The following is a 14470-nucleotide window of genomic DNA, read 5'->3' on the forward strand; positions in this document are numbered from 1 at the left end:
CCTTGTATACGGGAACCTGCACCTGTATCGTCATATATCGAGTTATTCATTATTTGGGTCCCATCAGATCGTAAACCGCTGCTTCCACATCGTCTTTGCGCATGAGATGTTCCCCAACCAGAATGCCATGCACACCAGCTTCAATCAAGGGTTTTGTTGATTCCGCACCGTCAATCCCGCTTTCGCTGATCAGCGTCACACCGGATGGAATCAACTCCATCAGATCTAGTGTCGTGTTCAGACTGGTTTCGAACGTTTTCAGATTCCGGTTGTTGATGCCAACAAGTGTCGCCTCAGGAATTTCCAGTACTGTTTCCAGTTCTGCCCGGTCATGAACTTCAATCAAAGCGTCCAATCCTAGACTTTTCGCAAACGTTAGAAATTGACGAATCTGCACCGGTGAGAGGATACTCGCAATCAACAGAATAGCATCTGCACCGAGAAGCCTCGCTTCAGCAATCTGCTTCTCGTCAATAATAAAGTCCTTGCGCAGCAGCGGAATGTTCACCGCCTGATGAATAGCCTGTAAATATTCGTTACTGCCCTGAAAATAAGAAACATCCGTCAGCACAGAGATACAGTCAGCACCGGCGCGTTCATACGCGGAAGCAATATCTACCGGATGAAAATCCGGACGAATCAAACCTTTTGAAGGCGAGGCCTTTTTCACTTCGGCAATAAGCCCCAGCTTACGATTGCGTCTGTTTGACAGCGCCTGTTCAAATCCGCGTGCAACCGGTAATTGTTCAATCTTTTGCATAGCCTCATCCATATTAAAAGTCTGTGCAAGAACCTGCACTTCTTTATGTTTCGTTGCAACAATTCGATCAAGATACATGATTGTACGCCTCCGTTGTCTGAATTAACTGTTCCAGCTTACTTGCCGCCTTACCTGAATCCACTGCCTCCGCAGCGATTTTAACACCATCTGCAATGCTGTCAGCAAAGCCGGATACGTAAATACAAGCCCCAGCATTCAATAGCACAACATCCCGGTAAGCACTGCGCTCACCCTGGAAGATCCGATGTATAATTTCGGCGTTCTGTGCCGCATCTCCTCCAAGCACCGCTTCGAGCGGATGCAAAGACAGCCCCATATCGCGTGGATCGATGTCATACGTGTGCACTACTCCGTTTCGCAACTCCGATACCTGTGTAGGTGCAGAGATACTAATTTCGTCCAGACCGTCATGGCTGGCAACAACGAGCGCTCTTTTCAAACCAAGTCGGTTAAGCACTTCTGCAATCATCGGCGTCCGGGAACGATCATACAATCCGAGCAATTGACGATCTGCACCGGCTGGATTGGTTAATGGTCCAAGCATATTGAAAATCGTGCGCACACCCAGCTCTTTTCGTGGAGCCGCCGCATGACGCATGGATGGATGGTACACCTGAGCAAAACAGAAACAGATTCCAATCTCATCCAGACACTGTCTGGCCTGCTCACCATTCAGATGAATATTAACGCCGAGCGCTTCCAACACATCCGCACTGCCCGCTTTACCGGAAGCTGAACGATTGCCATGTTTGGCTACCCGAACCGAAACCGCAGAAGCAATAATGGCCGATGCTGTAGAGATATTGAATTTATGAATACCCGATCCCCCTGTGCCGCACGTATCCAGCAGCCCTCTGCTATCTGTCAGTATGCGTCCACCTTGCCCGCGCATAGCTTGAGCAAAACCGGTGATCTCATCCACCGTTTCTCCCTTCATGCGCAGAGCCATCAGCAACCCTCCGATTTGAGCCGAAGTGGCTTCACCTCTCATGATGGAATACATCAGTTCACGTGCCTCGTCCTGTTCAAGGTGATGCCCTTCGAGAATTTTGGCGAGTCCTTGCTTCATTCCTTCTTCCCGGGAAATTGCTGCTTCATGCAGTACCGGGCTGTCATTCATGATTGGATTCAAGTTCATTTCCAGTCTCTCCTCTCTCAGTTCGTTGCCGAAGTTGGTGTAACAAAATAATCAGCGTTAGCCAGACTTAATTTTGGATCTGCAGCTTTTACCGGGAACATCGCTTCAGCCGTCCGAATCGCCTTTAACAATGCTTTGGCTTTGTTTACGGTCTCTTCATATTCCTTCTCAGGCACCGAGTCCCATACGATTCCGGCTCCGGCCTGCACATAGGCTTTTCCCTTTTTGAAAATAATCGTGCGGATTGTGATACATGCATCCATATTTCCGGAGAATCCAAGGTATCCGATCGCTCCTGCGTAGGCACCCCGTGCCTCCTTTTCCAGCTCCGCAATAATCTCCATCGCACGCAGCTTCGGCGCGCCAGATACGGTTCCAGCCGGCAGGCAGGAGAGGAAAGCATCGAAGAAATCTTTGTCTTCTCTTAGCTCGCCTTTAACGTTCGATACCATATGCATTACGTGAGAGTAACGCTCGATCTCCATAAACATGTCACACTTCACGCTGCCAAAAGTAGATACCCGGCCCAAATCATTTCTTCCGAGATCCACCAACATCAGATGCTCCGCACGTTCCTTCTCATCCTGTAGCAGGTCTGCTGCCAGAGCGCGATCCTCTGCTTCTGTCGCTCCCCTTGGACGTGTACCTGCGATGGGACGCGTCTCTACACGATTGCCGTCAACTTTGACCAGCGCCTCAGGTGAGGTGCCTACGATGATCTCATCATCCATTTTCAGATAATACATATAAGGTGACGGGTTCAACGTCCGCAGTACGCGATATACATGTAAGGGCGAAATTTCCGTATCAATGTGAAAACGTTGGGACAGCACCACTTGGAAAATGTCTCCGGCACGGATATACTCTTTGGCTTGCTCCACATTGCCGATAAATTGTTCTTTTGTCAGATTGGAACGGATGTCCCCAAGCTCCACATCTCCCGGAATCGAACGCGGGTTCAGGTTTTCACCTGGTCCTTGCTGCTGCAAACGCTCTGCCGCTTGTTCAAGCTTCTCGGAAGTGGCTGCATACGCCTGACGAATCTCTTCATCGGTTGCCCCATCTTTGACATGTACATTGCCAACGAGCAACATGTGCTGCTTCACATGGTCAAACACAACAATTTGATCACAAAACATAAAACGTATGTCATCCATATTCAGATCATCCAGCGCATGAGCTGGAAGCTTCTCATAATATTGCAACAGGTCATATCCAAAAAATCCAATGGCTCCACCAGTAAAAGGAGGAAGATCATCCATCTTCGGACTCCGATATTTGCGTAGCAAAGCTTTCAGTTCTTCGATCGGTTTGCCCGGAAGTTCACGAGTCTTTCCTGCCTCTTCAACCACAATTCGGCCTTTCTTCCCCGAAATCATCAGAAACGGATCCGTACCGATGAAGGAATATCTAGCCCATTGAATGCCACCCTCTACACTTTCAAGCAAAAACGCACGGTCATTGTCCGCATAACGGCGGAAGATACGAATCGGCGTCTCCATATCAGCCAAAATCCGTTTAACAACCGGAATCAGATTATATTCATTTGACATTTTCAATACTTGATTAACGTTTGGCGTTATCATCAGATCACGTCCTTTCAGATTTAGGTAGAAGAAAGTTATGACGACAAAAAACCTCTACCATCAGGTAGAGGTTTGGTTATAAGCTGTATTCAAGCATGTTGCTCCATAAATAACAAGTCCCTATACTTTTGCGAAGGGCGAGTGACAGGCAACTGATCCATGTTCATCCATGTTTCAGATATTATAAGATAACATATACTTCGTAACATTTCGTTTGCATCATCTTCATCTCTTGAGAAATCAATTCAATTCCTCGATGATAGATAATGTGAAATGTTCGTTAGATATATGGGAATAAACGATGTCCTCTGACACGCCTACTCTCTTCCTGTACTTCTCCCTTAGCAAGACGTACCGTGTATGCGTTGACCGATTTCGATTGCATCGGCTACCAAACACTGGACTCTGCTATATACTAGGCTCAACTCAGCTACTCTCAGCTCAATCTAAACTCTACTCAACTGTTTCTCACTATACATCATATTCACCGGTTTGACAACCATGACCATGGAGGAAACTTAACGACCTGCCAGATCGGGACGTAACGCTTGTGCACCGTTCAAGTACACGTGATGAATTTCATTTTGTGCTTTGGTTGTGTTCACATGTACCATAAAACGAATACACTTTGCCAAAGCGCCTTTTACAGGCACCTCTAGCGCACACATCAAAGGCACAAGCTCCCATCCATCTAACTGACGAATCACTTTTGCTGGAAAAGCCACATCCAGATCTCCGGTCATCGTAATCCATACGCTACAAATATCTTCCGGTACAATCTTGTTTCGGTCAACAATTTCCTGAAGCAACACTGCTGTTTCTTTCAAAATCTCTTCTTCACTGTTCTGGGTGACCGTAGTCGCCCCGCGAATTCCCCGTGTAATCATGCTGTTATTCTCCCTTCCTAAGCAGTTCAATGACTTCACGAACAACCGTAACCGGTACATCCTTCACGATTCTGGCAGATCCAATTCGATCAGGAACGATAAAGACCATATGGCCCTCGCGGAATTTCTTATCATGCATCATCGCTTCCATCAAAGCATCCGTACTTAGATGTGCAGGTAGTGTCACGGGAAGACGAAGAGAACGCAACATACGAATAGTATCCTCATAAAGCCCTGCTGGCGCTCCGAGTTTCTCACCCAGTAGTGCCGATCCAGCCATACCGATAGAAATGGCTTCTCCGTGCAGAAATTCACCGTATCCAGCAATCGCTTCAATCGCATGTCCAATCGTATGACCTAGATTCAGGAGTGCACGTTCTCCATTCTCACGTTCATCATTGGAAACAATCTCGGCTTTGATGCTGCATCCACGTTCCAGACCATATCCGAGTGTATCCGGGTCAAGCGCAAGCAGCGCTTCGGCGTTTTCTTCGCACCAATGGGCAAAAGCTTCATCACGGATCAGTCCGTGCTTCAGCATCTCAGATAAACCGGCCGATACATCTCTTGGCGGCAACGATTGTAATGTGTCAACATCATACAGTACAAGCTCCGGCTGATGGAAAGCACCAATCATATTTTTCGCAAGAGGATGATTGACCGCCACCTTACCGCCAACGCTACTGTCATGAGCCAGAATCGTTGTTGGGATCTGTACAAATTTCACCCCGCGCATATATGTAGCTGCGACAAAACCAGCCAGATCACCCACGACGCCTCCCCCTAAAGCGAGGATTGCCGAACTGCGGTCCAGTTTGCCTTCTATCGCTACCGTCATCATATCCTGATAGATCGCAAGTGATTTCGAAGTCTCACCAGATGGCACGACTGCGGATACGACGGAATAACCCGCCGCACGCAACGTTTGCTCTAATCCATCCAAATATCTCGGAGCCACATGATCATCTGTAATGATCAGAAGCGGACTTTTTTTAGTTAAACCGTATTGTTCAAAATATTGCGGAGCTTGAGCCAGCAGGCCGCTGCCAATCAATATAGGATAAGAGCGTTCCTCAAGCTGTACTGTCAACTGACGCATATTAGTAATTCTCCAATTGTGCTTGGTAGCTGGCAACGTTTGCCCGAATCTCCTCCATGGAATCCCCGCCGAATTTCTCCAGGAATGCCTTGGCAACTTCCCAAGCAACGACATGTTCCATAACAACGCTAGCTGCCGGAACCGCACAAGCATCGGAACGTTCAACCTGAGCCGAAAAAGCTTCTTTCGTATCGATATCTACGCTTTGCAACGGCTTGTACAACGTTGGGATAGGTTTCATTACTCCACGTACCACAACCGGCATACCGTTGGTCATACCGCCTTCAAACCCGCCCAGACGGTTGGTTGCACGGTGGTAACCACGTTCTTCCGTATACAGAATTTCATCATGTACCTGTGAACCGCGAATCGTACCCGCTTCGAATCCGATACCGATCTCCACACCTTTGAACGCATTGATCGACATGACACCTTGAGCGATACGAGCATCCAACTTGCGATCATACTGTACGTGGCTTCCCAGACCAACAGGAACACCCTCAACAATGCATTCAACAATTCCGCCGATGGAGTCACCTTCTTGCTTGATCTGATCAATGTAGGCTTCCATTTTCTTCTCTGTCTCCGCATCAGTCACACGAACTGAAGATGCTTCCGTCACGGCAATCAGCTCATCAATCGGAAGATCCTTGTACGGCGCTTCGATCTCCCCGATGCGAATAACCCGTCCCGCCACTTTAATACCGAATTCAGCCAAGAACTGACGTGCAATCGCACCACATGCTACACGTACGGTTGTCTCTCGCGCACTGGAGCGTTCCAGGACGTTACGCAAGTCTTTGAGATTGTACTTCAGACCACCGTTCAGATCGGCATGTCCAGGGCGTGGACGATGAACACGACGTTTCTCTTCATCACTGCCTTCAATCGGCTCAATGTTCATAATATTCTGCCAGTGCTTCCAGTCATTATTTTGAACAACGAGCGCTACTGGAGCACCAGTCGTATATCCATGACGAATTCCGCCAACAAAATTAGCTTGGTCTTTCTCAATCTGCATCCGGCGTCCGCGGCCATACCCTTTCTGGCGGCGATGAAGCTGGAAGTTCAATTCTTCGAAATCAATATTCAAATTACTTGGCAGTCCTTCAATAATTGCGGTCAATTGGGGTCCGTGCGTTTCCCCTGCGGTTAAATAACGTAAACTCATAATACGTTCCCCCTTTAAACTGTTAAACTTCACATTGCTAAAATCCCATAATTTCTTTGCTTATTATAGTATAGCTGACCGGCTTTGACAAGAAAGCCGCTTTTTCTTATGAAAACAACCGCCTGAGCACATCTTCATGCGTCTCAGGCGGTTGATCTTTATACTGATTTATTTTTTTCGATAGAAAAACGTCTCTGCTGTCTCCAGCCCGTATTGCCCAGGGGAGAAAATCTGCTCTGTACTACCTACGAACAACATGCCACCTGGACGCAGACTGGCTGCGAATTTGTGATACAACAGATTTTTCGCTTCCTCTGTAAAATAAATCATGACATTCCGGCATACGATCAGATCATATCCGTCATCAAAACGGTCAACCAGCAAGTTCTGCTTCTTGAAGGTGATCGAGCTTTTCAATTTCTCATCAATACGATACATCATGCCATCTTGCTTGAAATATCGGCTCGCCGTTTCCGGAGGCACGTCTTTCAAAGAACGTTCCATATATCGGCCTTCTTTCGCCTTGGCCAGTGCACCTTCATCCAAGTCACTTGCCGTAATGGAACTTTCTTTCAGAATGCCCATAGTATCAAGAATCATTGCGATCGTGTAAGGTTCCTCACCTGTGGAACAGGCAGCGCTCCATACCTTGACCTTTCGTTTGGAACCGACGAGCTCAGGCAGAATCTCATCACGCAACACTTCCCAGCGATTCGGGTTGCGCCAAAATTCCGATACGTTAATGGTCATGCGATCCAGAAACTCGTAAAATAAAGACTTTTCCTTCTGCATCGCATCAAAAAAGATAGAAAATGTATTAAACCCGTTTTTGTTACGTAGTGTGGTCAGCCTTCTTTTCATCTGGCCTTCCTTGTACTGAGCAAGATCAATGCCTGTGCTCTCTTTAATTTTACGAATGAATCCGGCATAATCCGGGTCTAGTTGTTCTTGCTCCAGCATCGTACATCACCCTTTGGCTAATAATTACAACCAGGCTGCGATGCTCTTCTCATAGGTTACCAGCTCGTCAGGACTAAAGAAATTGGCTGCTTCACGAGTAGCACTTTCCGGTGAATCTGCCCCGTGAATGAGATTATGTGGTGTATGGCTAGCGAAATCTCCACGGATTGTCCCTGGAGCCGCCTCCTTTACATTCGTTTTACCAATGACAATACGTGCAAGTGTCACAATATCGTCGCCTTCCCACACCATGGCAAATACCGGGCCAGATGTAATAAAACGAACCAGATCATCAAAGAAAGGCTTGCCTTCATGTTCTGCATAATGGCGCTTAGCCTGTTCTTCCGACATCTGAACCAACTTCCCTGCCACCAGTTTAAACCCCTTGTCTTCTAGACGGCTGATAATACGGCCGATCAAACCACGCTGCACACCATCCGGTTTCACCATCAAAAAGGTACGATCCATTACCAGTTCACTCCTCACTCACGGTTCAAAGTTAATCACTATGTAAACGCAATCCCTTTGATTGTAACATACAAGTCCAAATCCTCCCAATGAGGATTCTCACATCCGTGTTGAGCACTAAATCACACACGATTAATGTGTGCGTTTAACGACAAAATGAGCAATGTCTCGTAAATTTTTGGTTGTCTTGATGTTAGGCAGTTGATCGAGAGCATCGAGCGCTTTCTTCATATATCGGTCAGCAAGGGCTTCTGCTTTAGCAATTCCTTGACTTTGGCGAATCATTCCAATTGCATCCGATGCACTTGCTCGTCCGTCTTCTTGATGCACACGCGAAATTTCCTTGAGCAACGGCTCACGTAATTGTTCTTCTTCAAGAGCATACAGCACAGGGAGCGTGATGTTACCTTGTTTCATATCACTTCCTGGAGGCTTGCCCAGTTGTTTCTCCGTACCTACCAAATCCAGAACATCATCCTGAATCTGAAATGCCATACCCACATTGTATCCATAGGTATACAACAAAGATGAAATGTGATCAGGTGCACGAGTAGCGAGTGCTCCGAGCTGGCAGCTCACTGCAATCAAAAGCGCAGTTTTGCGACGAATACGTAGCAGATAGTTACGCACACTCTGGCCTGTATTAAAAAAGTCCCGAATCTGTTCCATCTCGCCAATAGACATCTGTACCATAGCTTTGGCAAGGATACGATGAATAGCTGGATCAGATAACCCTGCCGTCATCTCCAATGCTTTGCCATAAATATAGTCTCCAGTATACATCGCAATGCGATTGTCCCACTTAGACTTGACGGTGGGTTTACCCCGGCGAGTCTCCGCATTATCGATGACATCATCATGAACGAGGGAAGCAGAATGAATAAGTTCCAGTGGAACGGCTACGAGCTTCAAACGCTCGATATCGTATGTACCAAATTTGCCACCTAAAAGCACAAAAACAGGACGCAGTCGTTTTCCACCTGCCTTAAGCAGGTGAAGCGAAGTTTCACTCAGTAACTTTTGTTCGCCTTTTACGCTGCGATACAACTCTTTTTCAACGTAATCCATGTCCTTTTTTAACAATCCGAAAATGTCCAATAGTTTCATTCGTTCACCCATGTCAGCGTATTGTCAATCCAAAAACCCATGCTTACCTTCCCTTCCAGCAAACCCAAGCCTACAGGCCAAAAAACGTTCGCCCCAGACCTGCCGTCCCTGCTTGTATTCTTCTACAGCGTCCATCTTGATGTTCCTCTTCGAATGCCTGCACCGACATTCGGGATTTAAACGCTGCGACGAATTCTGAATCAACCAAAAATACAGAAGCTGCCGGAGCATGGGTCAAGACTGTGGGCAAGGTTACCTTGCCATCAGCACTCACCGATACCCCGGGAGTCAGGGGATCATGTCTCACAAGCTGCACGTTTCTGAATTCTGTTATCCAGAAATAGTGCTGCCATGCTCCATTATCCCCGTTTATCCGGTTCTCCCCATCTTGTAAACAGTTGATGGTGGATACGCAAACTATCCAGCACTTTACCTACCAAAAATAGAATCAAATCTTCCATACTTTGAGGTTTGTAGTAAAAAGCAGGCATAGCTGGGATCATTCGTACACCAAGACGTGAAAGCTTCAGCATGTTTTCCAGATGAATCGCATGCAGAGGCGTCTCACGCGGTACAAGAATTAACGTTCTACCCTCTTTCATCATCACATCCGCTGCACGTGACATCAGATTGTCTGAAGATCCGTTTGCAATGGATGAGAGAGTGCCCATGGAGCAAGGCATGATAATCATGCCTTCAGCCAAATAAGATCCACTTGCAATCGAGGCACCTATATCACTTACGGGATGGTAGATTAGCGAACCGCCGCGAGCGCCAAACTTTTCTTGAAGCAAGTTCTCCCGGTTGGTCACATCCCAATCCATTTCTTCTTTCAAAACACGCCAGCCTGCATTAGAAATAACCAAATGAACGGTATACTCCAAATCCAGCAGCGTTTCAATCAATCGGATGCCATATATGCTGCCACTCGCTCCGGTAATTCCGACAACAAGTCGTTTATTCTCCGGTTGATGCATCATTACTTCACCGCCAGATCAATGAATGTAAACGTAAATACAACCAGACTCAGCACACTATTCATAGTGAAAAATGCCGTCTGTACACGACTCATATCATTAGGGGATACAATATAGTGCTCATATAGCAGAATGCCATACGTAATCAGCATCCCTGCACCATACCACCAGCTCAGATCAGTCATTAACAATAACGCAAGAAAACCAATCGCCGTAAGGACATGAAAGAATTTTGCAATTTGCAATGATTTAACAAGTCCGAAGCGGGAAGGAATCGAATGCAACCCTTCTCCCTGGTCAAACTCCAGATCCTGACAGGCATAGATAATATCAAAACCTGCAGTCCAGAATACAATCGTAACGTACAGGACAATCGCTGTCCAATCCATCGTGCCCGTTACTGCCACCCATCCTCCGAGAGGAGCAAGGCCAATCGTCATCCCCAGTACGACGTGACACAGCCATGTGAAACGTTTGGTGTATGAATATAGTACTAGCATGAAGACCGCAATCGGCAACAATTGCATGGATAATATATTAAGATTGGATGATGCCCAGAATAATAAGATAAACGAAACGATAATGAAAATAATAACTTCGCCATTCTTCAGCAAACCTGCTGGAATAGCTCTCATCGCGGTACGTGGATTTTTAGCGTCAATCGCCTGGTCAATAATTCGGTTCAGACCAAATGCGGCACTCCGTGCACCAACCATAGCTAGTAACACCCACATAATTTGCATCCAACTCGGGAATGTGTTGTTAACAACCATCGATCCCAGGATAGCGCCCATAAACGCAAAAGGTAAAGCAAAAAGCGTATGTTCAATCTTGATCATTTCTAAAAAGATGCGAATTTTCCTAAACATTCTGATTCTCCTTGGTTCCAATATGCAGTGCCGCGATGCCTCCGGTCAGAGGATAGGCCTGCACCTGCTGCAATCCGGTTTCAACAAAAATGTCTGCCAGTTCCTTTCTACCCGGGAAAAGCGCCAGAGAGTCCGGCAGCCATTTATACTGCTCATAACGTTTGGCAAACAGTTTGGCCATATTCGGCAACATATGCTCAAAATAAAAATAATAAATGCCTTTAAACGGCTGCCAGGTTGGTTTGGATAGTTCCAAACAAACGACCATACCGCCAGGTTTCACAACCCGTTTCATTTCAGATAAAACCTGTCTGAGATCAGGCACGTTACGTAAACCGAACCCAATCGTTACATAATCGAATGTATTGTCTTCAAAAGGCAAAGACATAGCATTTCCTTGGACGAGCGTAATCTGTTTTGAACGGTTCACCGCATCAATTTTCGTCTGACCTACTTCCAGCATGTTGCTACTGAAATCCAGCCCGTGCATGTGCCCCGTTTCACTTGCCTGTGCCATAGCGAGCGTCCAGTCGCATGTGCCGCAACACAAATCCAGTCCAGTATCACCTTTAGACATATTCATCTTTTTCATCGTGAATTTGCGCCAAGCCTTATGCCTGCGGAAACTCAGAATATCATTCATGACGTCATACTTGCCGGCTATACTCTGAAAAACCGAATGGACAAACTCTTCTTTCGGTTTAGTCTCTCCGCTACCCATTCGTCTGTCTCCCCCTCAATCTCCCTTTACTGCCGCATGTGAAGGCTGCACATAGGACAGGTAAGGCTTAAGAATCGCATCAACCTCTTGCAGACCCGGAAGACCTCCCTCATCTTGCAGCAAAAGCTGAATGCGGTGTGTGCATTCGCGTAGCTTGTTCAGCAGCACCTCGCTTACGCTGTGTTTCAGCACCATAGAACTCCAAATCCGTGGTTCAATCTCTGTTTGAGACAAATGCATGCGTTCCTCTTCACTGCCATTTTCATAAATATGCCAGAATGCATAGCTATGAAGCATCTGCTTCTCGTCACGCATTCGATTCATCTCTTCTGTGATCGTTTCACAAGTGCTGAACTCCATCAGCAAGCTGTTCCATAGTGATTTATCCTCACCAGAGATCATGTCTGTAAATGAAAGAAACAGCTGCATTCTCAGCTGTACCGTTTCACGCAAATATTCATCAGCAGAAACGAGGAGCTTTTTCATCCGTTCATACAGCGTCATCTTGCGTGCGTTCACTTCGGCAACAGCACCACTAAGCTTTCCGATCATCTCAATTTTGCCTGCGTGGGCGAGCAGTTGATAGAAACGACTACTCAGATAATCTCCAGCGAGGACATTTAACTGACGTGATCGCATCTCCTGTTCTCCCCGATCGCCGGATATCGTATCGATTCGATCATGAGTATCCATAGCCAACTGAACGAGCGAAGTCGCGAGAGCGAACAGTTCCTGATGCTCCTTCTCGTCTGTACGGCTCACAAATACCTGTAACAGACGCGCCCGGCTATCCGGAAATGACGGGATTTCCGTATGTTGTCGAATCATGTCGTAATCCGTATATTTCTTTGCTAGTTGGGGTACGCGATATGAATTCATTCTCATCCTCCGAGGCTTTGCTTTGTCAAACCATTTCTGCACTACAATCTTATATATTATAGCATATGTTTATCGGACACGCACTGAATCCTGCTATTTGATTACCCCTAACTTATCATTTCGAACTGCTTCTTCCACAGTTCCGTCTGCATCAGGTTGAACCAGTCCTTCAACTCGTCTGAAAAAGTGGTACTTTTCCAGGTGCGAAGCATATCAATTGCATACATCGGCCATTCCCCACGCCGAATATCTGCAGCAAGAAGCAAATGACGCTTATGCGTCCATTCATCCTCAGCCATGACTCGAAGCAGCACCTGATCTACGTTGTCCATATTGCGAAAACTCAGATCAATGACTGATGCCATATTCTCATATATTTCAGTATAGCTTGTATCTGTTCCTTTTACTTTGAGGTCAAGTGTCAAAATGGATTGTTTCCATTCCACTCTCGCGATTGGGGTAGACATATGAAGTGTGCTTAACACGTCAACCAGATTATCATTTGTCAATTGAATCGTTTGATGAGAAGCGGTTACAGGCTCTGCCCTCTCCGCTCCCCAGGTACGTGTATGTAAGCTTTGAAAAACCACGAGCAAGATGACTGCCGCAACCGTAGACAGCATCGATACAGTCACAATCATTCCGGGCTTCATAAGCGCCTCCCTGCCTCTACCTGTTATTGTAGTCTGTCCGGTAAAGGCTCATACCTCATTGTACAATCAAAAAAAGCAGGCTATGCCTGCAATTTTCATCTGGATATCAACTTATCACTATACCTAGTCAAACTCTTTCATCTCTATGCCTAACTATACTCGTTTATCATCCACTTATTTCATCACTGATCCAGCGACTGGACTATTCGGATTCTATCTCTCCGTGTTTTGTAATAAGCGTTGCTTTTCCCCGGATTTTAATGGCTGAAGTATGTGTTGTAAATTGGGCAATCATGACTTCGCCTTTGTCCAGCTTCTCCGTATGATGAAAACGTGTGTCCTGTCCGCGTGTCAAGCCAATCACCTGCACACCATTTTCTTCTGCTTTAATTACGATAAAGTCATTGCCCGTAGTGTGATCCATCGCGCACGTCCCCTTTTCTAATTTCATAGCGTTAATGATGATCAAGATTGTTCCATTTGTCAACCAGTGTCCGTAATGGAATATACCGCAAGAAACCATAGTTCCCAGGTCATACTATAAGGGTACCGTAACAGCCAGGAAAGGAGAGTTTGAATGAAATACACCCCTGCTGTGCTCGCGGACGAGCATGTGCACCAGTTACAGGAGATCGAGCAGCGTCTGTCTGCGGTTACCGGCAAGGAACTAATTCTAATCGCTTACAGCGAGCAGCCGGAACTTTCGAAGGAAAGCAGAAAGGCAGAGCAGCAGAACGAGAAAATTCCCCGTTTATAGGCAAAAGAAAAGGCCGTGAACAAGTCACGGTCTTTTTGTTGACATATGGAATATGTAGAAATCTTATTTAATTCCGTCTTTGAGCGCTTTACCTGGTTTGAATGCAGGAATTTTGCTCGCAGGAATTTCGATTTCTTCACCTGTTTGCGGGTTGCGTCCTTTACGTGCAGAGCGCTCGCGAACTTCGAAGTTCCCAAAACCAACCAATTGTACTTTGTCTCCGTTTTGAAGAGCCTCAGAGATTGCTTCGAATACGGCATCAACCGCTTTCGTTACATCCTTTTTGGACAATTCAGTAGCCTCGGATACGTGTGTAATCAAGTCTGATTTGTTCATTTGTTTTTCACCTCCTGAATCAATGTCCTGAATGTTATACTGTGTTTCCGTTTTATTAGGAAATATACGTTCATTCACAAA

Annotated in this window: 18 protein-coding genes; 1 reads left to right on the forward strand and 17 read right to left on the reverse strand. The window is 46.3% G+C overall.

The features are described from left to right. Positions 1-49: 49 nt before the first annotated feature. From trpC to mtrB, 16 genes are all read right to left on the reverse strand, one after another. Positions 50-838, reverse strand: a complete 789-nt coding sequence (gene trpC / locus AC1VYS_RS17640) for an indole-3-glycerol phosphate synthase TrpC (RefSeq protein WP_482910793.1) — start codon at positions 836-838, stop codon at positions 50-52. After that, entirely contained in the window at positions 828-1868 is a 1041-nt protein-coding gene (gene trpD / locus AC1VYS_RS17645; protein ID WP_482915040.1) for an anthranilate phosphoribosyltransferase, read from the reverse strand. Before trpD ends, trpC begins: the two co-directional genes overlap by 11 nt. Before the next feature lie 68 nt (positions 1869-1936). Beyond that, the gene (gene trpE, locus AC1VYS_RS17650; RefSeq protein ID WP_482910794.1) at positions 1937-3505 is read right to left on the reverse strand and encodes an anthranilate synthase component I; all 1569 of its coding nucleotides are present in this window, start codon (positions 3503-3505) and stop codon (positions 1937-1939) included. Positions 3506-4023: 518 nt separating this feature from the next. Next, the gene (gene aroH / locus AC1VYS_RS17655; protein ID WP_482910795.1) at positions 4024-4392 is read right to left on the reverse strand and encodes a chorismate mutase; all 369 of its coding nucleotides are present in this window, start codon (positions 4390-4392) and stop codon (positions 4024-4026) included. A 4-nt stretch (positions 4393-4396) separates the two neighbouring features. After that, positions 4397-5491, reverse strand: coding sequence for a 3-dehydroquinate synthase (gene aroB, locus AC1VYS_RS17660; protein WP_482910796.1), 1095 nt, complete (start codon positions 5489-5491; stop codon positions 4397-4399). A gap of 1 nt (position 5492) precedes the next feature. After that, positions 5493-6662 carry a chorismate synthase gene (gene aroC / locus AC1VYS_RS17665; protein WP_251505725.1) on the reverse strand — a complete coding sequence of 390 codons (1170 nt, stop codon included), beginning with the start codon at positions 6660-6662 and terminating at the stop codon, positions 5493-5495. 168 nt (positions 6663-6830) lie between these two features. Next, positions 6831-7622 carry a CheR family methyltransferase gene (locus AC1VYS_RS17670; RefSeq protein ID WP_482910797.1) on the reverse strand — a complete coding sequence of 264 codons (792 nt, stop codon included), beginning with the start codon at positions 7620-7622 and terminating at the stop codon, positions 6831-6833. Between the two features lie 24 nt (positions 7623-7646). After that, the gene (ndk, locus tag AC1VYS_RS17675) at positions 7647-8090 is read right to left on the reverse strand and encodes a nucleoside-diphosphate kinase (RefSeq protein ID WP_482910798.1); all 444 of its coding nucleotides are present in this window, start codon (positions 8088-8090) and stop codon (positions 7647-7649) included. A gap of 132 nt (positions 8091-8222) precedes the next feature. Beyond that, positions 8223-9197 carry a polyprenyl synthetase family protein gene (locus AC1VYS_RS17680; RefSeq protein WP_482915041.1) on the reverse strand — a complete coding sequence of 325 codons (975 nt, stop codon included), beginning with the start codon at positions 9195-9197 and terminating at the stop codon, positions 8223-8225. 70 nt (positions 9198-9267) lie between these two features. Continuing rightward, positions 9268-9513 (reverse strand): hypothetical protein, encoded by a 246-nt coding sequence (locus AC1VYS_RS17685; protein WP_482910799.1) that lies wholly within the window; start codon positions 9511-9513, stop codon positions 9268-9270. A 43-nt stretch (positions 9514-9556) separates the two neighbouring features. Further along, positions 9557-10177, reverse strand: a complete 621-nt coding sequence (locus AC1VYS_RS17690; RefSeq protein WP_482910800.1) for a UbiX family flavin prenyltransferase — start codon at positions 10175-10177, stop codon at positions 9557-9559. Then, the gene (locus AC1VYS_RS17695) at positions 10177-11043 is read right to left on the reverse strand and encodes a UbiA-like polyprenyltransferase (protein ID WP_482910801.1); all 867 of its coding nucleotides are present in this window, start codon (positions 11041-11043) and stop codon (positions 10177-10179) included. The genes AC1VYS_RS17690 and AC1VYS_RS17695 overlap by 1 nt, the downstream gene beginning before the upstream one ends. Continuing rightward, on the reverse strand, positions 11036-11764 hold the full coding sequence (locus tag AC1VYS_RS17700) for a demethylmenaquinone methyltransferase (RefSeq protein WP_090917226.1): 729 nt from the start codon (positions 11762-11764) through the stop codon (positions 11036-11038). Before AC1VYS_RS17700 ends, AC1VYS_RS17695 begins: the two co-directional genes overlap by 8 nt. A gap of 15 nt (positions 11765-11779) precedes the next feature. Further along, positions 11780-12643: a heptaprenyl diphosphate synthase component 1 gene (locus AC1VYS_RS17705; protein ID WP_482910802.1), complete on the reverse strand. Its 864-nt coding sequence runs from the start codon at positions 12641-12643 to the stop codon at positions 11780-11782. Between the two features lie 107 nt (positions 12644-12750). Then, positions 12751-13296, reverse strand: a complete 546-nt coding sequence (locus tag AC1VYS_RS17710) for a hypothetical protein (RefSeq protein WP_482910803.1) — start codon at positions 13294-13296, stop codon at positions 12751-12753. A 202-nt stretch (positions 13297-13498) separates the two neighbouring features. Continuing rightward, the gene (gene mtrB, locus AC1VYS_RS17715; RefSeq protein ID WP_441922412.1) at positions 13499-13720 is read right to left on the reverse strand and encodes a trp RNA-binding attenuation protein MtrB; all 222 of its coding nucleotides are present in this window, start codon (positions 13718-13720) and stop codon (positions 13499-13501) included. Between the two features lie 153 nt (positions 13721-13873). Here mtrB and AC1VYS_RS17720 point away from each other — a divergent pair, with 153 nt between their 5' ends. Beyond that, positions 13874-14053: a hypothetical protein gene (locus AC1VYS_RS17720; protein WP_482910804.1), complete on the forward strand. Its 180-nt coding sequence runs from the start codon at positions 13874-13876 to the stop codon at positions 14051-14053. A 63-nt stretch (positions 14054-14116) separates the two neighbouring features. Here the strand turns inward: AC1VYS_RS17720 and AC1VYS_RS17725 are convergent, their stop codons facing one another. After that, complete coding sequence (locus tag AC1VYS_RS17725) at positions 14117-14389, reverse strand: HU family DNA-binding protein (protein ID WP_090917341.1); 273 nt, start codon at positions 14387-14389, stop codon at positions 14117-14119. Positions 14390-14470 lie beyond the last annotated feature (81 nt).

It is taken from the genome of Paenibacillus sp. G34, from assembly GCF_056856875.1.